Raw genomic sequence first — 21,640 nt, forward strand, 5'->3', positions numbered from 1 at the left:
ACGCTAAAATTTAAAATTATATGAAATGGATGGAACCATACCGAAGATAGACAACCTTGTGGCTTCATTATTGCCCGAAACATCGTTTTTTCCAAAAGTGATGGACGCTGCATTTCTGCGGTTATAAACATTATATATACCAAAAACCCAATAGCTTTGCCAGTTCGAGTATTTTTTTTGTTCTGGGGCATAGGTTGCAGAAATATCCAAACGGTTGTAAGATGGCAACCTGTTGGAATTTCTATCGCTAAAGTTTGGGATGTTGATCCCATTATATACATATTGGGAATTTGGGAACGTACTTGGTTGTCCGGTTTGAAAAAGAAAATTGGTATTGATTTTCCAATTATTGTTCAATTGGTAACTTCCAGTAAATGAAACATCGTGGGTTTTATCATAAGGTGTTTTATACCAATTACCGTTGTTTATGCCCAATTCGTTTGGTGTTCTTCCTTTGGTTTGCTGTTCCGATCTGGACAAGGTATATGCCAACCATCCATTAAACTTACCTTCGTTTTTCTTTAAAAGCAGCTCTAGGCCGTACGCTCTGGCTTTACCATTTAAAATAACCTGTTCAATCGCATTATTGGCTATTAAATTGGCACCATCAATATAATCAATTCTGTTTTTTACCTTTTTATAGAAGGTCTCGATTTCCAAAGAATAGCTATTGTCCACAAAATTTTTAAAATAACCTAAAGCATACTGGTCGAGCAATTGGGGCTTAACATACTTGCCACTGGGTGTCCAAACATCTAAAGGCGTTGGGGAACTGGTGTTTGACAATAAATGCAGATACTGGCTCATTCTGTTGTAACTAGCTTTAATAGAGCTTTTTGAATTTAGTTGATACGCTATGGATAAACGAGGTTCCACATTGAAAAATTTCGCGATAACATCACTCCGTTTGAAAGATTGGGTACCAATAGGTTCGGCTTGTTCATAAATTTTAAAATCATCATTGAATATAACGGGCCGATTGTTTTCATAGATATTGAGTTCATCTTGTCCCAATCTCAAAAAAGAACTGAACCGCAAGCCATAAGCTACGGACAATTTATCTGAAATATCCTGTTCGGCATCTAAATAAACAGCATTCTCAAACGCAAACTTATCTATAAGTTTAAACGGGTTGATGCCAGAAGTTGGAGTAGTGGGTTTTATTTCACCCGGATTAAATTTATAATAAATGCTGTTCAATCCAAATTGAAGCTTGAAGGTGTTGTTTATATAATGCTTAAAGTCGTATTTCATGTTGAAATTTTGAATCCCTGAAACCCAGTCAAATTCAACAAACCCAAGTTTTAAATCGTAATAATAATCAGAATAGATCAATGATAAATTTGAAAATAATTTATCTGAATAGAGATGGTTCCACCTAAAGTTTAAAACAGAATTTCCATAGATGTTTTCAAAAGAATCGTTGATCCTGAATACATCGCGCCCAAAATAGCCTGATAAGTAGATGTTGTTATTATCATTTAATCTGTAACTCAGTTTGGTGTTTAAATCGTAGAAATAGGCACTATTGTCAATATCAAAAAGCGGTAAGAACAGATGCGCATAACTTGATCTGCCACCAAAAAGAAACGAGCCTTTATCTTTTTTTAATGGGCCTTCAACAAGCAATCTGCTGGAAACAAGACCAATGCCTCCATTGGCATGGAATTCTTTACTGTTCCCTTCCTTTTGGTAAATATCCAGAACGGACGACACACGACCGCCATAACGAGCCGGAATACCGCCTTTATACAATTTTAAATCTTTAATGGCATCTGGATTGAATACCGAAAAGAACCCGAATAAATGTGAGGAATTATAAATGGTGGCTTCATCCAAAAGTATTAAATTTTGGTCCACCGAACCGCCTCTAACATTAAACCCAGAGGCACCTTCGCCTGCACTTGTAACTCCTGGCAGTAGGGTAATGGCTTTTATAATATCTGCTTCTCCAAGTACTACGGGTATTTGTTTTATGGTGCTTGCCGTTAATCGGTTAACACTCATTTGGGGCGCTTTTATATTAAGTTTTTCTACATTTTCGGTGATGACGATTTCGTCTAAATTTTCGATAGCGTCTGTTAAACTGAAATTTATTGTGATGTTTTTATCGAGAACTATGGTTTTCGTCTTAGTGGCAAATCCAATATAGCTGATTACAATTTTATAGCTGCCTTTTGGTAAGGTGATGGAATAAAATCCATACTCGTTGGTGGTTGTACCTGTTTGCAATTCTGGAAAAAGGATGCTTACGCCTATTAAGGTTTCATTACTCTTTTCTTCTAAAATGGTTCCGTTTAAGGTGAATTTTTCCTGAGAGTGAACAGAAACAAGACTAAAACTGAATACAATAAGAAAACATAGCACTATGTTTTTCATTAAAAGCTTTTTTTTATAAAAGTATAAAAAAGCGCCTTTTTAGGCGCTTTTTTGTAAAGTGTTTATTTTTATTTTAGACTATAATGCCATTAAGTGTTTTGCTTGGTCGCATGGCTTTATTGATTAAATTTTCATTGGGCTTGTAATAACCTCCCAGATTTACGGGATGTCCTTGAATCTGGTTTAGCTCATTTACAATGTCAGCTTCATTTTCGGCCAATTGTTTCGCCATAGATGCAAATTCAGCTTTTAACGTAGCGTCTTTGGTTTGATTCGCTAAAGCTTCTGCCCAATATAAAGCTAAATAAAAATGGCTTCCTCTATTATCCAATTCGCCTGCCTTACGAGATGGCGACTTACCATTGTCCAGTAATGTTCCCGTAGCATCGTCTAAAGTATCCGCCAAAATTTGTGCTTTAGCATTGTTATTGGTAACAGCTACATGTTCCAAGGACACTGCAAGGGCTAAAAATTCACCCAACGAATCCCAACGTAAATGGTTTTCGGCTAAAAATTGCTCTACGTGTTTTGGAGCTGAACCTCCCGCACCGGTTTCAAATAAGCCTCCACCATTCATTAAAGGCACAATGGATAGCATTTTAGCACTGGTTCCAACTTCCAATATGGGGAACAAATCGGTTAAATAATCGCGCAACACATTGCCGGAAACCGATATGGTATCTTGGCCTTCTATCAGTCTTTCGCATGTAAAAACAGTGGCGTCAGCAGGTGCCAATATTTTTAAATCCAATCCTTTGGTATCGTACTCTTTTAAATAAGTGTTTATTTTTTTAATTAATTCGGCATCATGGGCCCTGTTTTCATCCAACCAAAAAACTGCAGGAGTTTCAGAAGCTCTAGCACGGGTAACGGCTAGTTTAACCCAATCTTGGATAGGCGCATCTTTGGTTTGGCACATTCTCCAAATATCTCCAGCTTCAACATGGTGTTGTAATAATGTGTTTCCTGAAACATCCATAACGCCTACGGTTCCGTTGGAAGCTATCTCAAAAGTCTTGTCGTGCGAACCATATTCCTCTGCTTTTTGAGCCATTAAACCAACATTAGGAACTGTTCCCATGGTTGTAGGATCGAAGGCGCCATGTTTTTTACAGAAATCGATGGTTGCTGAATAAATCCCGGCATAACTACTATCTGGAATTACTGCCTTGGTGTCTTGGGGTTTTCCTGCGGCATTCCACATTTGCCCAGAAGTACGAATCATCGCCGGCATGGAAGCATCAATAATAACATCACTAGGTACATGTAAGTTTGTAATGCCTTTATCGCTATTAACCATGGCCACAGCAGGGCCATTTTTAAAAGCAGCATCAATATCTGCTTGAATTTCATTGCGTTTTGCCTGGGGTAATTCCTGGATTTTTTCAACAAGATTGCCAAAACCGTTATTTACATCCACGCCAATTTTTTCTAAGGTTTCCGCATGTTTTGCAAACACATTTTTAAAAAACACTTTAACGGCATATCCAAAAATAATGGGATCGCTCACTTTCATCATAGTGCCTTTCAGGTGTAAAGAAAATAACACACCTTTGGCTTTTGCATCCGCAATCTGTGCTTCTAAAAAGTTTACTAAGGCTGTTTTACTTAAAACGGTCGCGTCAATTATCTCACCTTTTAATAGGTTGAAACTATCTTTTAAAACCGTAGCAGTTCCATTAACATCGGTATGCACTATTTTGATAGTGGTTGCATCTGGTAAGGTTAGCGATTTTTCGTTATGGAAAAAATCTCCCGATTCCATGGTTGCCACATGTGTTTTGGAATCGCGGCTCCAAGCTCCCATGGAATGTGGGTTTTTCTTTGCATAATTCTTGACCGCTTTTGGTGCGCGACGGTCTGAGTTGCCTTCACGAAGTACAGGGTTTACAGCACTTCCTTTAATTTTATCGTAACGAGATTTAATATCTTTTTCAGTACCATTGGTCGCTTCATCGGGGTAATTTGGAATTCCGAATCCTTGGGACTGTAATTCTTTTATGGCCGCTTTTAACTGTGGAATGGAAGCGCTGATATTCGGTAATTTAATAATATTGGCTTCAGGGCTTTTTGCCATCTCTCCAAGAATGGCTAAATCGTCAGAAACGCGTTGTTTTTCATTTAAAAACTCAGGAAAAACAGCTAAAATTCTTGCAGCTAAAGAAATATCCTTAGTTTCAATATCAATACCAGAAGACTTGACAAAAGCTTTAACTATGGGTAAAAAAGAACGGGTTGCCAGAGCAGGAGCTTCATCGGTTTTTGTATAAATAATTTTAGACATTAAATGGGAAAGTTTTTATATTAATAATTGGCTAATTGTGACATGCGATTTCCTATAACGTTTTCGCGACGCGAATATACAAAAATAGACTTGTATTTATAGGTATTGGAGAAATGAAAAGGACAGAAAAACACTAAGTTTTAAGGGAAAACCAAAAATGTTCGGAACGAGTAAGGATTTATTAAAAAACCAATGGAGATGCTATAAAAAACAAAAGCCATATCACTGCAGAACTTAATCTCCTTTGACATGGCTTTCTTTGAAATAACATAACATGATCTAATTAGTATTGCTACCAAATCAATTTAAACTTTCGCTTAAATCTTTTCAATTCAAGTGCTGTTATTTCAACGAAACATTCTGTTCTGTAATTTTCAAAATGTATTGACTTATTACCCAAAATGTTCCAGTTAATTGTTTTTCTTGATGCCATTAATACCACTTTTCGTTATTCACGTTGAGTTTTCTTAAGGCATTGCTTCTATTGCAACAACGCACTTTTCAGTTTGCCGTTTTTTTAAGCTTTCCATTATACCGGTTACCACCTGCTTTCGCATTTGGCACTTGTTATAATGTCATGGTTTTATGCTCTTCACGTTTACACCTGTTCACATCAAACCTCAAAAAACAATTTTTTATAAAGAACGTTACTTTATGCGGAATATAATATAAATTCATTCTTTACATGAAACCAACCAAAGCTGTTATTATTTCCAGTTGTGCTAAGATAGAAACTATTTCCTGAAAAACCAATACTTTTAACATTTTATATATCAACAGATTGTAAACCAGAGTTATTAACTTTTGTTAATAAAAAAAGCCTTGAAAAAATCAAGGCTTTTTAAATGCTTTTGCAAGAGTATGTTATTATTGTCTTCGTTCCTTGATTCTCGCTTTTTTACCAGTAAGACCTCTAAAGTAGTAAATTCTAGCTCTACGCACTTTACCACGTTTATTGACTTCAATTTTTTGAAGCGCCGGTAAATTAACAGGGAAAATACGCTCCACGCCAATTGTACCAGACATTTTTCTAATGGTAAAAGTTTCCGATGATCCAGATCCTCTTCTTTGTAATACAACACCTCTAAAAAACTGGGTACGGACTTTTTCGCCCTCTCTAATTTCATAGAAAACAGTAATCGTGTCTCCCGCCCCAAACTCTGGGAAGTCTTTTTTTGCTACAAACTCGTTTTGTACAAATTTTACTAAAGATTCCATATCTTTATATTTAATAATGTTAATTCAGAACAACATTCACGATTCTCGCCAGAGGTTAACCCGAAATTGGGTGCAAAAATAATCATTAATTGGTAATGTGCAATGGTTTGAATAAATAAATTCCAAAAAATAAATTCCAAATCACTCTTTTTGAACAGAGCAAAGCTTAAGATTTAGAATTTTAAAATTTGAATTTTTTTGGAATTAGCATCCTTACAAAGAAGAAATCCCCAACGGGTATAATTTACAATAAACAGTTTTATATGTTCTGAAATAATTGACGCGAATCAAGAGTTAAAATATAGTAACTATTCATCCGAACCAAAATTGGAGTGCGCGCTAAACTTAGGGGCGTTAGCCCTGTAGTTTTAGTAGCAAAATGTATCATGAAAATGAACTAGGGGCGTTAGCCCTGACATCTTTGAAAATAATGGTGAACATGTTTGCCATGTTTATTATATTTCAGGACTCCATCTTTCATGTCGTTTTGGTGTTATTTAACGAAGATTACAGGGCTACGCCCCTGTTTATTTCATAAATAATGTTTGTATCTACGAGGATTTTAGGGCTTACGCCCTTAATATATATTCTAAATCCTAATTGGTTTTAATACTTTCAACACTTGATTCGCATAATTTAGGTAATAAAATCCAATTGACTAAACGACTTGTTTAAAATAACGTTGTCATTTACCTCTAGCCATTTATCTAAAACCGTAGCATATATCGACCTGAAATCTACCGTATGTTTTATATCACCATTTTCATCCAATTGCAGTAGGTTAGGGGCATCGTTATAAAACCCTGGGGTTTTCAAATTTTTCCCTATAACAAACACATTGTTTGCTGCACCATGATCGGTTCCCCCGGCGGCATTTTGTTTTACACGTCTTCCAAATTCTGAAAATGTAAGTATCAACGTGTCTTTAAAAGTATCGTTTTGCTCTAAATCCTTCACAAAGACTTCCATCGCTTCGCTGTATGTTTGTAGCAATTTACCTTGTTTGTTAACTTGTCCAGCATGCGTATCAAAACCACCCATGGAAATATAATAGACTTTACTTTGAAGGTTGGAATTGATAAACTCCGCAGTGGTTTTTAGTTGTTGCCCAAAAGGATTGTTTGGGTATTCCAATTTGGTGCTAAATGTTTTAGAGGTTTCGTAAATATACTTTGCGGATGACTTTGCCTCAATCATCGTTTTGTACAAATACCCTAAGTTGTGCTCGCTTAAATGCGCATCACTCTGGTGGTCCAATACTTTTTTGAAGTAGGGCGTTTGGATATTATTGTACAGGATAGCCGGGTTTTTGGTGGCAATACCGTTAATGGAATTTCCTTTCATGATTAAAGAAAGACTATCATCCAATTCAATGCCTGAATAGGGCATTTTTCCGTAGGTATCAATATATCTTCCCAACCAACCTGAATTTAAATATTCATTGGAATCGCAGGCGGTATGCCAAATGTCGGTTGACCTAAAATGTGATCTGTCTGGGTTTGGATAGCCAACATTGTTGACAATGGAAAGGTATCCTTTATCGAATAAATTTTTGAGCGCTCCTAAGTTTTCATTAAACCCCAATTCATCTGTGGCTTTGATGATTTTATCTTTTGATAAAGATAAGGAAGGTCTGTTTTTATAGTAGATGTCATTATTATAAGGCACAATCGTATTCAAACCGTCATTTCCTCCGGATAATTGAATAATAACCAGCTTTTTAAATCCTAAAGATTCCTTCGCTACACTTTCAAAAGCTTTCACAAAACTTGGCACAAAGAATAAGCTACTCGCTAACGTACTTTGCTTTAAAAAATTTCTTCTTTTCATCTGTTAAAATTTATTGTTTTAAAAGTCAGATGCAATCGCCATAGACTCACAGTTATTAATAAATATAATTGTAATTGCGATTTCATAACCTTAATTTAACAAAGTTGATATTCGGGAATTGACATGAGTTGAACGCAAAAATCCCTGTTGTTCGCAATTTTTAGATTTGATAGAAAAGCATCCGTATCTTCATCTATTACAGAAACTATTAAAAACGTTTTCAATTCCTCGGGGGATAATTTACCGTATTGGGTTTCAAAAGCATCCCAAGACTTGGTGGTTTTTATATAGGTATCTTTCTTTTTCTGAATTTTATAATAGTCTTCAAAAGAATCTTCGAACTCGCCCTTTTCCTCTAAATTTATCACAGCGTTGTTTAAAAGTATGGATGGTAATTTTAACCGGAACATTAACGTATTGGAGTCTATCCAGTTTTTGTCGCCTTTCCAGCCCGCTACATTTGGTGGGTTCAACAATATCTGTCCCATTAATTTTTGAAGGTAAAGCAGTTGTTTCGGTTTTTGGAATTCCACAGGAACTATTTGTTGTATGCCAACCAAAAGCTCAATGGGCGATTTAATTTTAACCCCTATATTTTCGTCATCATAAAACCACTTGGAATTGAAAACATAGTGCATGAGGTTTTTTATATCGTAATCTTTATAAAATACATTTGTTATGTCTTCCAGGTGCCTTTCATTTATGGTAGGGTTCACAAAATAGCGGTAAATTTTGGCGCATATAAATCTGGCACATTGCTTTTGTTCCAAAATAATATCAATAATAGCATCGCCATCAAAATTACCCGTTTTGCCCATAAATGTTTTTTCGCCGTAATCGTGTTTGTTGTTCCGCAGAAAAAAATCGCCATTAAATTTAAAGGACCAACCCGTAAAAGCCCTGGCCGATTCTTTGATGTCTTGTTCGCTGTAATTTCCAATGCCCAGGGTAAAAAGTTCCATCAATTCCCGGGCAAAATTTTCGTTGGGACTTTCCTTAACGTTTTGGCGGTTGTTCAAATACTTGCTCATGGATGCTTCTTTTGCAATGGCTTTTACAAACGCTTTAAAATTACCAAGGGCATAAGTTCTTAAGGTATTATTGTAATGCTGAATATGATAAACACTATTGTCTCTACAAACAAAAACATTGGCCCAAAACAAGGTCATTTTTTCATTTAAAACGGAAGATGGGTTTTTCAATCGGTCGATCCAGGCATAATTCAGTTCCTGGATTTTTTCCCGATTCATTTTTTGCAACGCCATGGTGGTTTTTTTGTCCATTTTAAGCTTTGCATCTTTATAATTTTCCTTGATCAGACTTTCCATTTCTGAAAGGTCAAGTTTTATTGGCTGGATGTTTTTGGCTTCTGAAAACAATTCTGATAAAATTTCAGAATTGGATCTGGATTTCAGCAAATGTAGTTTATCATAACCAATGCCAAATCCTGCTCTTAAATATAGATGTTGGATATGCCTGTTTTCCATCTGATTATAGGTGTTGTTTTTCAACGGTTAGATTCAATGCCTTTAAGATTCTTGGTTTCCTGAATTCAAAAAGGGCATTTCATAAGAAATTCAATTTATATACCAATTAGACGATTCATATTAAAAAAGGTTTAATTGGATATGGTAGTTTAACCTTTGGGGCTCAGCTGTTGCAAAAAATTGGCATATTGTGGATTGTTGGGATATAATTGAACCAATCTAACCAATATGTTTTTAGCCTTTTCCGGTTGGTCGTGTTTAGAATAATGGTATGCCAATGCATATAACAAACTTTCGTTGTTTCCATCAATCTTCAAGCCTTTGACAAGACTGTTTTCGGCGTTTTTTTGGTCTTGTTTTTTATCGTAGAGCAAGCTTAAATTATAATAAACCCGAATGTTGTCGGGCATTTTTTCGCTTGCTTTTTTCAATTGAACAATGGCGTCATCCGTTCTTTCCAATTCTGCGAACATAAGTGCTAAAGAATAATATGCGGGCCCATATTCCGGCTCTTGTTCCATAACCGTTTTAAAGGCGGCTTCGGCTTTATTATACTCTTTATTGTTATAGTATAAATTAGCTAAGGTCAATCGCGCTTGGTTATTGATATTATCCAATTTCAACGCACTTTCATAACCTTCAATGCCTTTTTTCATGTTACCTTGTTTCAAATAATAATTGGCTTCTTTAATGCGTCCACCCACAAAATCTGAATTCGTATTTATATGCGTAAAAAACTCTTTCTTCACTTTTTGATAGGATTGTTTATATGTTTCAGGAACTTGACTTTCGCTTAAAGCACTCAAACCATAAAAAGCCTTGATTCTAACGCTTCGTTTAGGGTCGTTCAATAAGGGTAAAAATGACTTGACAAGATCGGCATTGTTGATTTCGCTCAAAACATCCACACTGGCACCTCTTACCAATGGAGATGCATCATTTAACCATTTTAGATAGTTGTTAATAAAATTTTCTGTATTATAATTGGATAAAGCTTTTACAGCGGAAGCTCTTGCCATTTCGGGTTGTTTTATGTTATTTGCCAGTTCAATGAGTCCGGTATGGGCATTTGGTTGGCCCGTAATGCCAGGAGCCAATTTATCGGAAAAATGAATGGAATCAACGGCTCCGAATAGTTTTTGAAATGATTCCCAAGCCCATGTATTGTCTTTTTTGTGGCAACCGGCACAGGCATTGGGAGTGCCGTATTGTAAGCTTTGGTCGGGTCTGGGTATTCTAAAACTATGGTCGCGCCTAAAATCGTTGCCCATATAATATTTTCCGGGCATGTGGCAATTAACACATTGAGCACCCTCAGTCCCCATGTCGTGAAAATGATGTTTAGGGGTATTGAATTTTTCGGGAATATGGCATTGAGCGCATAAAGCATTACCTTCAAATTTCAGTTTTAACGAATGCGAATCATGGCAATTGTTGCACGCCACATTGTTTTGGTACATTTTACTTTGGATAAAAGAACCGTAAACATAATCTTCGTCTAAAATCTGACCATCTGGGTAATAAATGGGTTCTTCAATTAATTGAGGAAAATAGTGGTCTAACAAGGTGCCTTCAAAATTAAAGGCTTCCGAAAATTGCTCCCTACGTATGTGGCAACGGGCGCATTGGTCCACTAAATCATGTGGTTTGGTATTTAGTGTCATCTGCATGGTTCCTGTGGCTGTATAGTTGTTCCCTAGGCGTTTAACATCGTCCACATGTTGTTTCCCAGGCCCATGGCAAGCTTCACAGTTTACGTTTATCAGGGCATATTTTGTATGGTAGCTATTTGTTTTGAAATCGTAATTTTTCCGGACGTTTGTAGAATGGCAGTCGGAACACATGGTATTCCAGTTCAATCCGCCTCTGGACCAATGCAACCATTCGGAATGCACCACTTTAAAATCGGGATACAAATCAAACCATTTGTTTTTTACGGAATCCCAAGCGGTCCTTAAACATTGAAAACGCCCGTCGGGGAACGCAACAATATATTGCTGCAATGGGGTAATGCCAAAGGTGTAAACAATTTTATAATCGTGGTTTTTCCCGTCAGGGCCTTCGGTATTCACATAAAAACCACCTTCTTTTTTATAAAAACGGGAAGTAACACCTTGGCTGGTAAATTTTTCATTGTTAAAATCACCTAATACAGAAGTACTATCTGCCAACTGCATCGCTTTATCATGGTCTGATCCTTTCCATGCTTTAAATTGGTCTTTATGGCATTCTTTACAGTTTTGGTCTCCTAAAAAATGACTGTCTGGAATTTGTTCTGTGGATGCAAAGATGTCATTTTCTGAAACTGGGATGTATTTGGATTCTTTTTTACATGAAATAATAATGAAAGCAAATATAAAAAGTGATGATTTTAAAAGAAGTAAACTTTTTTTAATGGGATTTTTAAAAGGACAGATCACAAATGAAACATTTAATTGGTATGAAACAAAAATAGCCATTTAATCTTTATGTTTCAATTCATGTTTGCCAAATATGCGCTGTTTTGTGCATAAAACCTATGTAGAGTTTTTTTTAAATTAAAACTAGAAAGCGAAGTATATAGTTACCCTAAAGCATTTTTGGTAATAGTTACCCTAAAGCATTTTTGGTAACAAACCATCTCCAACCAATGATGGCCATTTGTAGTTTACTGGCTTTAGTTAAATCCAATTTTTTTTTAGAATAACTGGGTAAGATCACTTTGTTAACCTTTGCTAAAAATTTGAATGCTTGCTTTTTCATTTTTAAGTCCTTCTTAGAAAACAAAAATAGTAAAACTTAGTCTACCGTTCAGTTAATTATGTTAGGGCTATTAAACTTACTTTGCTGTCTTTGGATGAAAACAATGATATGGTATCGTATTAAATTAAGCCAAGAAGAAGTGAACGGGTTCGTTGCGAGGCATCAGATAAAAAAAATCATCAAGCGCTATTGTTGACCATTAAATTGAATTTGAAACTGAAAATTTGAAAACATGGATTGCCACCTAGAGGAGACTTTAGGGGTGTTTTTAAAATTTTGATAATATATAAATATCTGATAATCAATTATATAAAATACTTGTCAATGGTAGGAGCATCACGAAGCAATCTGTTTAATTTATAAACAAAATACAATAGAGACTCAATTTAAAAGATTGGCAGGCAAGCAGGCAGGCAAAGTATTAAGAAAAATACAGCTTATTTAAAAAAAAACTTAATGGCCGAAATAAATAAAATAAAAGAGATGAAGGCTATAAGTACCCACACGCTCCCCGCATAGAAGCGTTTGTGCAGTTTCAAATCTTTTCGGTAGGTATAGGCGATAACGATGGCGAAGACAATAAAAAATAAAACTCCGAAAATGATTTGACCTTTACTGAACATATAGTTATTTTTATGCAAATTTAATGAAATCCTTTAAAAGATTTCCTCCCGATAGATCGGGATTCACGGGAATGACAAAATAATTATCTATTATCTATGAAAAACAAAATTGAAGCAGTAAAAGCATTTCACACCGCATTTAAATTAGGGCACAGCGAAACGCTTAAAGCCAATCTAGGAAAAGAAAAAAACACCTTGCGTTTCAACTTGATGAAAGAAGAGAATGAGGAGTATTTGGATGCCGCAAACAATAACGATTTGGTTGAGGTTGCCGATGCCTTGGGCGATATGCTTTATATTTTGTGTGGCACCATCATAGAACATGGCATGCAATACAAAATTGAAGAAGTGTTTGATGAAATTCAGCGCAGTAACATGAGCAAATTGGGTAAAGACGGCCATCCTATTTACAGAGAAGATGGTAAGGTGCTGAAAGGGCCCAATTACTTTAAGCCAGATATAGATTCTATATTGAAGAAATAAAAAAAAGAGACTGTCTAAAAATATATTTTTACGTCATTGCAAGCAACGAAGCAATCTGTTTATCAATTAACCAAAAGCACCTTGAACTCCATTAAAAAAGATTGCTTCGCTTTTTTTCTAATGAAAAAACTACCATTGACATCGTATTTAACTAATTTAATATCAAGTATTTATGAAATGTCATTTTTACCGCTTGAATTTTTTTTATTGGGTCTCGCAATGACGATTTTCATTTACATTTTACACAACCTTTTTTTTATAAGGTATGGATTTCCTTCCTTCCGGAAGGGCAAGGGATGGGCTATTAAACCTTATATCGCCATCCAAATGGATCCTCCGATTTGTTGGTTTGTATATCGGTGATACGTTTTTTTAAATAGCTGGCATAGGTTTCGTTTAATTCAGGTAAATCAAAATCTTCACTTTTATATCCAAATCCGGAAATTGGCGAAATAACCGCCGCAGTACCTGCGCCAAACATTTCTTTTAAACTCCCATCTTTAGCAGCTTCAACCACTTCTTTTACCGATATTTTTCTAATTTCTACAGGAATACCTTCAGATTTAGCTAAATCGATGATGCTTTTTCGGGTAATGCCATCCAAAATACGGTCGCTCGTTGGTCCTGTAATAAGGGTATCGTTTATTCTAATAAAAATATTCATCGCCCCAGCCTCTTCAATATACTCGTGGTTGGTGTCATCCGTCCAAATAACCTGTTGATAGCCTTTTTCAACCGCCAGTTGGGTTGGATAAAACTGTCCTGCATAATTACCGCCAGCTTTGGCATAACCCACGCCTCCATTGGCGGAACGCGAATAGGTTTCTTCGATTAAAACCTTTACTTTCCCCGAAAAATAAGCACCTGATGGCGCGGTACAAATGATGAATTTGTATTCGTCGGCAGGAGAAGCATGGAAGCCTTTTCCCGAAGCAAAAACAAAGGGGCGAATGTATAAAGAACTGCCTTCTTTAGTAGGGATCCAATCTTTGTCCACTTCCAAAAGCGCTTTCAAACCATCCATAAAATAGGCTTCTGGCAATTCTGGAATAGCCAAGCGTTTTGATGAAATATTCAAACGCTTGAAATTTTCTAACGGACGAAATAACCAGACATCTCCATGGGCATCTTTATAAGCTTTCATACCTTCAAAAACAGATTGCCCATAGTGAAAAATCTTTGCTGATGGGTCTAAGGTAATCGCTTGGTAAGGCACTACTTTTGGTGCTTCCCAAGTGCCGTTTTTAAAATGGCACTCAAGCATGTGGTCTGAAAAAACATGGCCAAATTTTAAATTATCAAAATCTACCTCTTTTATTTTGGTGGTTTTGGCTTTAATAACCGCTATGTCATTGATTATTGCGTTCATAAATCTTGTTATTTGGATACAAATTTAAGTAAAATCGTTTTTAAAAAAGGGGTATATTTACAACAATTCCATTAAAAATTAAAATTTTAATGTTATGAAGAATGCACTGTTTACCTGTATTTGTGTTTTGGTAATGGGTTCTTGCAAAGACAATGCGGAGGCACAGGCAAAAGAAGGGGACAAAATAGTCTATAAATCGTTTGGAAAAGAAATTATTGCCGTCTATGCTATTCAGGCAACGTCTATGGCAACCCATTACAAATCCATGCAGGTAGGTGATAGTAAATGGAAAAGCTTTTGTAAATGAAGTTTCGGCAGACGAGCAATGCCGTTATACGGAAGACGCTGGTAAAACTGCTGACGAAATTGCCGGTATTACCCAACCGGAACCTTTTTTATGAGGTGGGTGGTTTTTTTAAAACAATAAATTTGGAAAGAGAAATCGTTATTACTGCCGATGGTTCATCAACCATACATTTACCCGAGTGGGACGAACAATACCACTCCAAACACGGTGCCATACAAGAAGCCTACCATGTGTTTATAAAACATGGGCTGTATCATTTTTGTAATAGAATAAATTGTCCTCATGATGTCTCTTCGAGCGCAGTCGATAAGTCTCCGAAAACATTGAATCAAACTATTTCAATCCTAGAAATAGGCTTCGGCACCGGCCTAAACGCTTTTATAACGCTGTTGGAATCTGAAAAATTAGGCGTTCATATTGATTATGTGGGTATTGAAGGCTTTCCTGTTTTAATGGATGAAATTGTGCAACTTAACTATCCAACCCAATTGAAAGCCGAAAGCAACGAAGCGCTTTTTAAAACGATGCACGAGCTTCCGTGGGAAGAAAAGCACCCTGTCTCACAAACTTTTTCGCTGACGAAACAAAATCGCTTTTTTTCAGAAATAGCAGATAAAGCATTATACAACCTTATTTATTTTGATGCTTTTGGAGCGCGCGTACAACCCGAATTATGGACCGAAACCATTTTCAAAAAAATGTATGACGCCATAAAAGAAAACGGTGCGTTAGTGACGTATGCCGCCAAAGGAAGCGTTCGTAGAGCCATGCAAGCCGTTGGTTTTAAAGTTGAAAAACTCCCAGGGCCTCCGGGGAAGAGGGAAATGCTCAGAGCCACGAAAAGGCCCTGAGCTTTCGGTGCTAGCCAAATGTTACGAGCCACGAAATAGTTTTCAGTCGCAGTCGCAGTCGCAGTCGCAGCCTCAGTTGCGGTTTTCAGTTTGTCACGTTAGGTTTAGAATCTTTAGGTCTTTTATAAGAAATTGTTCCACATAATTACAATAAGCTTAAGGGATACGCAGAGAAACATACGGGCAAAAAAATATTCAGTGGATTATATTTTTGTGAATCTATGTGAATCCAAGCGCAATAGTGCATTCTAAAACTACATGTAACCCTTTGATTCCCACCAGAGGGTTTTGATACCCCGAGGCTTGCCTCGAATGAAAAGGCCTTTTTATGGCCATACCTTGTGGACTTGCCCCAAGGTTCTTGATTTTCCTTTTTTAAATGCGAATTTTGATAATTAGCACAAACCATTGAATCATTTCTTGGTCTCTCGGAAAACTGCGACTGCGACTGCGACTGCGACTGAAAACTGAAACTACTGAAACGTAAAATTCACAAAAACACCTCTAGATTTCATACTGTTTACGTTGCTGGTCCAAGGGCTATTGGGGTCTTCATCACGCACCAATTCATCATTGATTCCAAAAAGCCCACGGATGGAAGGCGTGAATTTGAAATTATATAAGTAAAAGTCGATACCAAAACCAAGTTCATAAAACAAGTTATTCGAAGTGGTTCTAAATTGCCCGTTACTGTTATCGTTCGGGTTGGTTTCGTTGCTCGATAAATTTAAAGCAGTTGAAAAACCACCAACAACAAAAGGTTTAAAATTGTTGATACGCTTTGTTGAAATTTTTACCAACAATGGAATGTGGACATAAGTTGATTTTACTTCCCGGGTTAAATCGGCGGCTGTAACAGGAATGCCTTGAAAATAAGATTGGCTATAATACAATTCTCGGGTACTGATCAATAAACCGGGTTCCAATCGTAAATCGATAAAACTGTTAATGCGTACATTTCCTATTAAACCCACACTGAATCCTGGGCTTCGTTTTACGTAAATATCCCGTAAATCTTCGTTGTAATCAAAATTGAAATCATAATTATTGACACCTAAAAAATACCCCCAACGCAATAAATTATTATCGGTAGAGCCCCTTCCTTGGTTCGCGTCATACGATACCTTTTCTTTTCTAAATAACTGGGCATTGGAAGTTTGTATGATGGATATTAATGATATTAATGCAAAAAAGTGCTTCATGGTATTATTTTGATGATTTGTAAATAGTTGCAACACCAAAGGTTTGCGGAAAATCCTCAACATTAATAAACCCAATTTTTCGCAAAATATTGTTTAAAGCTTCCCCATAAGGGAAAACTGATGCCGATTCGCATAAATATTTATAGGCACTCCGGTCCTTGGAAAATACTTTTCCAATAAGGGGTAAAATATTTTTGGTGTAAAACCTATAACCTTGCAAATACGGAAATTTAGTGGGCATAGAGGTTTCTAAAATCACAAAAGTTCCGTTTGGTTTTAGCACGCGGTATATCTCCTTTAGGCCATTTTCAAGCGTTTCAAAATTTCTAACGCCAAAAGCCACGGTAATGGCATCAAAACTATGGTCTTCAAAAGGCATAAGTTCGCTATCGCCCAAAACCATCTCTATTTTAGACTCTAACGCTTTCTTCTTTATTTTTTCTTTTCCAATGTCCAACATGCCACTACTAATGTCTAGACCCACAATTTTAGTAGCACTGGTTTCGGCTAGATTAATGGCTAGATCGCCCGTGCCGGTAGCAATATCCAAAATAGTATCAGGGTTGTTTTCCTTGACCATTTTGACCACTTTTTTACGCCATTTAATATCTATTCCAAAAGATATGACGCGGTTTAACCCATCATAATCTCCAGAAATGGTATCAAACATTTTGGTTACCTGCTCTTTTTTTCCTAAATCGCTGTTTTTGTAAGGCTTAATTTTTGACAAGGCTGTATCTTTTTTTGGCAAACCTACATAATTTATTCCGACTTTAAAATAGTAATAACAGGACAAACGCACACTCTGTTTAAAAAAAAACGCCACGAATACACTAATTTTCATTATTATAAATAAATGCAACAAAAATCTGCACTAATTTTTAAGAAATCTATAGATTTTTTTATTCGTGACAATTATCTTTATAACGATTTTTATTTTTATTCGTGGATTCGTGGATTCGTGGCAAATAAAAAGTGTGATTTTCCCCTGACAGTAATTAACTTCAAAGTAGGCGATTGTGTGTGTAATATTATATTGTAAACGATAAGTTGATCAACGAGCGATTTACGACTTCAATAAACTGATATTTATTTTATAGTATATTTGTACTACTTTTTTATGATTATATACAGATGAAACATCCGTGGTTATATTTTTGTCACACAGGGAATGATTATATGGATGCAACACCTGCCGGTAGTTCTGGCATAAAAAAACAATAGAAAAAAACAGATGAAAATAATTATTGCAGGAGCGGGTGAAGTAGGGTTTCATTTAGCCAAATTATTATCTTACGAATCTCAAGAGATTACTTTAATAGACCCGAATAAAACCAGTTTAGCCTACGCCGATACGCATTTGGATATTAGAGTGATAAAAGGCGACGCAACATCCATCGCTATTTTAAAGGAAGCCCGTGTAGAGAACAGTGATTTATTTATTGCCGTTACTTCCAGCGAAACCACCAACATTACGGTGTGTGTTTTGGCAAAACAACTGGGGTCTAAAAGAACCATTGCCAGAATTTCCAATACCGAATTTATTCAGCATAAAAACGAAATTGGCTTTTCCAAATTTGGAATCGATGAATTGATTTCCCCTGAAGCTTTAGCCGCATCGGAAATTGAATTGGCACTAAAACAATCGTCGTTCAACGAAAATTACGAGTTTGAAGGTGGTGCGCTTACCATGGCGGGCTTAATATTGTCTAGGTCGGCTTCGTTTGTTGGAAAAACCGTAAAGGAAGCTGCAGAGATTTTTCCCGAAATCCATTTTGTACCCATCGCCATACAACGTTTTGGTACACAATTTACTATTATCCCACGAGGTGATACCAAATTTAAGCGTGGTGATAGTGTGGTGTTTATAACTTCCGAAGGTGGTGCCGACGAACTTTGCAGACTTACCGGAAAAGTGAACAGGGATTTAAAGAACGTTATGATTTTGGGAGGTACTGAAATTGGGTTTAAAACCGCTCGGGATTTAAGTGACAAAGGATTTAATGTGAAGCTATTGGAAGGCAATAGAGATAGAGCCTTTGACCTAGCTGAAGTACTGACCAAAGTACTGGTTATTAATAGCGACGGACGGAATGTTGATTTATTGGATGAAGAAAACATTAATGAAATGGATGCTTTTGTAGCGGTGGGCGCTAATTCTGAAACCAATATCATGTCTTGCTTGGTAGCAAAATCCAAAGGGGTAAAAAAGACCATTGCTTTGGTTGAAAACATGGATTATTTTGAGCTTTCGCATTCCATTGGTATCGACACACTTGTAAATAAAAAGCTGTTGGCTGCCAATAATATTTTTAGATATATACGCAGGGGCGAAGTGGTTGCCATGACAAAACTTAACAATTTGAATGCAGAATTGTTGGAATTTGAAGTAAAAGCAACTTCTGCCGTTTGTAACAAAACCATTAAAGCGATCGATTTTCCAAGGTCTGCCATTATTGGTGGTGTTATAAGAGACGGTTTGGGCATGATTGCACTCGGTAATTTTAAAATTCAAGAAGGCGATCGTGTGGTGGTGTGCTGTTTACTGCAATCCATCAAACGTGTTGAGAAATTATTTCTTTAAAAAAAGTGGTGTGAATAAAAAATTAGCTCCCTCAATAATTCCTCCCCTTTTTTTAAGGGGAGAGCCTGTACCGAATTTATTTCGGTATGCCGATAGGGGGAGGTGGCAATTTTAGTAGTTATTTTGAAATTAAAAAATATTCGTTTATTCGTAGCAAATAAAAAACAGCAACAAAAAATAAATTGAAACTAAACTATAAAATCATCTTACACTTTTTAGGATTACTGCTGTTGTTCAATGGTGGTTTTATGTTATTGGCATCGCTTGTAAGCTATTTGTATGATGATGGTGTAACCTTACAGATATTCTTTGCAGGTCTTTTTACCATTATAGTGGGTATTGTAACCATGCTTTTTACGGCAAGGCATAAAAAGGAAATGAACAAGCGCGAAGGTTATGTGGTGGTAACTTTTGGGTGGATTATCATGTCATTATCCGGCACCTTGCCCTATGTTTTAACCGAGAGTGTGCCAAGTTTTACCAATGCGTTTTTCGAAACCATGTCTGGGTACACCACCACAGGGGCCTCTATTTTAAATGATATTGAAATAATACCTAAAGGGGTCTTGTTTTGGCGCAGTACCACACACTGGCTTGGGGGCATGGGTATTATTGTACTTGCCATTGCTATTTTACCTTTATTGGGAATAGGAGGGATGCAACTTTTTGCTGCCGAGGCCCCAGGCCCCAGCGGCGATAAACTGCACCCAAGAATTACAGATACCGCCAAACGTTTATGGCTTATTTATTTGGGTTATACAGTAGCCGAAACGGTATTGCTTCAACTGGCGGGCATGTCGTTTTTCGATGCCATAAACCATTCCATGGCAACCTTATCCACGGGTGGGTTTTCAACAAAAAATGCCAGTGTGGCCTATTGGAACAATCAACCTATTATCCAATACATTATTATATTTTTCATGTTTTTGGCAGGGGCCAATTTTGTGCTGGGTTATTTTGCGTTTAAGGGAAAAGTCCAAAAAATAATAAAAGACGAAGAGTTTAAATTGTACTTTAAATTCGTCGTAGTATTCACCATCATTGCGGCACTCATTATATATTTTAAAGCAGATGTGTCCATATCGTCCATAGATCATGCCATGGTTTGGGGCAAAGCCGAAAGTGCTTTTAGGCATTCGTTGTTTCAAGTGCTTACCATTATTACAACCACCGGATTTGTAAGTGCCGATTATACTTTATGGACCCCTTTTTTAACGGTATTCTTTTTCGGGCTCATGTTTTTGGGTGGCTCTGCGGGCAGTACCTCTGGAGGCGTCAAAGTAGTACGCCATTTAATCCTTATAAAAAACGGTTTTTTAGAATTTAAACGCACCCTTCACCCCAATGCCATTGTGCCAGTAAGGTATAACAACAAAGCCATCAACCGGTTTATCGTTTTTAATGTGTTGGCGTTTTTTATTTTGTATATGCTATCGTTTATTATCGGTGCTTTGGTGTTCTCCATGTTCGATATCGATTTTGAATCCGCCGTCGGGTTGTCGGCGTCCAGTTTGGGGAATATCGGGCCGGCACTTGGTAAATTTGGTCCCGTAAACAACTATGCGGCATTACCACCGTTGGCACAATGGTGGTCCTCGTTTTTAATGCTTATTGGGCGGTTGGAACTTTTTACCGTACTTATTTTATTCACGCCTTTTTTCTGGCGGAATAGGTAATCAAATGGATTTTAATGATTTGGGCGTTACCACAGGGGGCGCGCAATACACTACCAGTTTTGGCTCGCTGCGCATACTCGCCAAAAGCTAACCGTTCCTATCGCTAACGCAAGCATACCGTAAAGCAATAATCTAAATCCAAAAAAGAGGAACACAATATATTGTTATCTGAAATTTTTAGGGGATAATGAGTTGCACGCAAGTTTTGTGCAATCTAAAAAATTTAAAATTGGAAACAATCATTGTAATTGGAAGCTCTATAAAAAATGGAGGAACTCATAAAATAGCTTCTAAAATCCCTGAACCTACAAACTGGGGAATGATAGATTTGAATGATTACAGTTTTTCACAATTTGATTACGATCATGAAAATATTAATGAAGAACTCATCTTGACTTTTTGTTTTTAACCGAATCCCGATATGTCGGGATGTTCAGATGAGACTATTTTTGAGAGGCATAGCATCGCTACGCATAAGAAAATAGACGAAATATGGGCGAATTTCAGACATTTTTCAGGAAATAGAAAAAGTCAAGATCAGTTCAGTTTCTAATAAAACATTATCAATTTGCGAATCATGCTTTTTTTGGTTTTGCATGATGTGG

At 36.6% G+C, this 21,640-nt stretch carries 16 protein-coding genes; 6 read left to right on the forward strand and 10 right to left on the reverse strand.

Annotation, left to right across the window (positions count from 1 at the left end; genetic code table 11):
- Nucleotides 1–3: 3 nt before the first annotated feature.
- From ACU1LP_RS03430 to ACU1LP_RS03460, 7 genes are all read right to left on the reverse strand, one after another.
- A complete protein-coding gene (locus ACU1LP_RS03430; RefSeq protein WP_445733431.1) occupies nt 4–2,379 on the reverse strand; it encodes a TonB-dependent receptor in 2,376 nt (791 codons plus the stop codon).
- A 73-nt stretch (nt 2,380–2,452) separates the two neighbouring features.
- Complete coding sequence (locus ACU1LP_RS03435) at nt 2,453–4,663, reverse strand: NADP-dependent isocitrate dehydrogenase (protein WP_445733432.1); 2,211 nt, start codon at nt 4,661–4,663, stop codon at nt 2,453–2,455.
- An 867-nt stretch (nt 4,664–5,530) separates the two neighbouring features.
- On the reverse strand, nt 5,531–5,881 hold the full coding sequence (rplS, locus tag ACU1LP_RS03440; protein ID WP_445733433.1) for a 50S ribosomal protein L19: 351 nt from the start codon (nt 5,879–5,881) through the stop codon (nt 5,531–5,533).
- Between the two features lie 636 nt (nt 5,882–6,517).
- Entirely contained in the window at nt 6,518–7,711 is a 1,194-nt protein-coding gene (locus ACU1LP_RS03445) for a DUF1501 domain-containing protein (RefSeq protein WP_445735570.1), read from the reverse strand.
- Between the two features lie 95 nt (nt 7,712–7,806).
- On the reverse strand, nt 7,807–9,198 hold the full coding sequence (locus tag ACU1LP_RS03450) for a DUF1800 domain-containing protein (RefSeq protein ID WP_445733435.1): 1,392 nt from the start codon (nt 9,196–9,198) through the stop codon (nt 7,807–7,809).
- 149 nt (nt 9,199–9,347) lie between these two features.
- Nucleotides 9,348–11,657 carry a tetratricopeptide repeat protein gene (locus ACU1LP_RS03455; RefSeq protein WP_445731549.1) on the reverse strand — a complete coding sequence of 770 codons (2,310 nt, stop codon included), beginning with the start codon at nt 11,655–11,657 and terminating at the stop codon, nt 9,348–9,350.
- Between the two features lie 130 nt (nt 11,658–11,787).
- A complete protein-coding gene (locus ACU1LP_RS03460) occupies nt 11,788–11,940 on the reverse strand; it encodes an SsrA-binding protein (RefSeq protein WP_445731550.1) in 153 nt (50 codons plus the stop codon).
- Between the two features lie 719 nt (nt 11,941–12,659).
- Here ACU1LP_RS03460 and ACU1LP_RS03465 point away from each other — a divergent pair.
- On the forward strand, nt 12,660–13,046 hold the full coding sequence (locus tag ACU1LP_RS03465) for a hypothetical protein (protein WP_445731551.1): 387 nt from the start codon (nt 12,660–12,662) through the stop codon (nt 13,044–13,046).
- A 304-nt stretch (nt 13,047–13,350) separates the two neighbouring features.
- Here the strand turns inward: ACU1LP_RS03465 and ACU1LP_RS03470 are convergent, their stop codons facing one another.
- Nucleotides 13,351–14,415, reverse strand: coding sequence for a branched-chain amino acid aminotransferase (locus ACU1LP_RS03470; RefSeq protein WP_445731552.1), 1,065 nt, complete (start codon nt 14,413–14,415; stop codon nt 13,351–13,353).
- Between the two features lie 94 nt (nt 14,416–14,509).
- On the opposite strand from ACU1LP_RS03470, the gene ACU1LP_RS03475 reads away from it, so the two are divergent.
- Entirely contained in the window at nt 14,510–14,722 is a 213-nt protein-coding gene (locus ACU1LP_RS03475; RefSeq protein ID WP_445731553.1) for a hypothetical protein, read from the forward strand.
- Nucleotides 14,723–14,844: 122 nt separating this feature from the next.
- Nucleotides 14,845–15,573, forward strand: coding sequence for a tRNA (5-methylaminomethyl-2-thiouridine)(34)-methyltransferase MnmD (mnmD, locus tag ACU1LP_RS03480; protein ID WP_445731554.1), 729 nt, complete (start codon nt 14,845–14,847; stop codon nt 15,571–15,573).
- A gap of 473 nt (nt 15,574–16,046) precedes the next feature.
- Here the strand turns inward: mnmD and porT are convergent, their stop codons facing one another.
- Nucleotides 16,047–16,775, reverse strand: a complete 729-nt coding sequence (porT, locus tag ACU1LP_RS03485; protein WP_445735571.1) for a type IX secretion/gliding motility protein PorT/SprT — start codon at nt 16,773–16,775, stop codon at nt 16,047–16,049.
- A 4-nt stretch (nt 16,776–16,779) separates the two neighbouring features.
- Nucleotides 16,780–17,505, reverse strand: a complete 726-nt coding sequence (gene ubiE, locus ACU1LP_RS03490; protein WP_445731559.1) for a bifunctional demethylmenaquinone methyltransferase/2-methoxy-6-polyprenyl-1,4-benzoquinol methylase UbiE — start codon at nt 17,503–17,505, stop codon at nt 16,780–16,782.
- A gap of 504 nt (nt 17,506–18,009) precedes the next feature.
- On the opposite strand from ubiE, the gene trkA reads away from it, so the two are divergent.
- From trkA to ACU1LP_RS03505, 3 genes are all read left to right on the forward strand, one after another.
- On the forward strand, nt 18,010–19,359 hold the full coding sequence (gene trkA / locus ACU1LP_RS03495) for a Trk system potassium transporter TrkA (protein ID WP_445735572.1): 1,350 nt from the start codon (nt 18,010–18,012) through the stop codon (nt 19,357–19,359).
- A 182-nt stretch (nt 19,360–19,541) separates the two neighbouring features.
- Nucleotides 19,542–21,035 carry a TrkH family potassium uptake protein gene (locus tag ACU1LP_RS03500; protein WP_445731557.1) on the forward strand — a complete coding sequence of 498 codons (1,494 nt, stop codon included), beginning with the start codon at nt 19,542–19,544 and terminating at the stop codon, nt 21,033–21,035.
- Nucleotides 21,036–21,264: 229 nt separating this feature from the next.
- On the forward strand, nt 21,265–21,444 hold the full coding sequence (locus tag ACU1LP_RS03505) for a hypothetical protein (protein WP_445731558.1): 180 nt from the start codon (nt 21,265–21,267) through the stop codon (nt 21,442–21,444).
- Nucleotides 21,445–21,640 lie beyond the last annotated feature (196 nt).

The organism is Mariniflexile sp. (genome assembly GCF_052728615.1).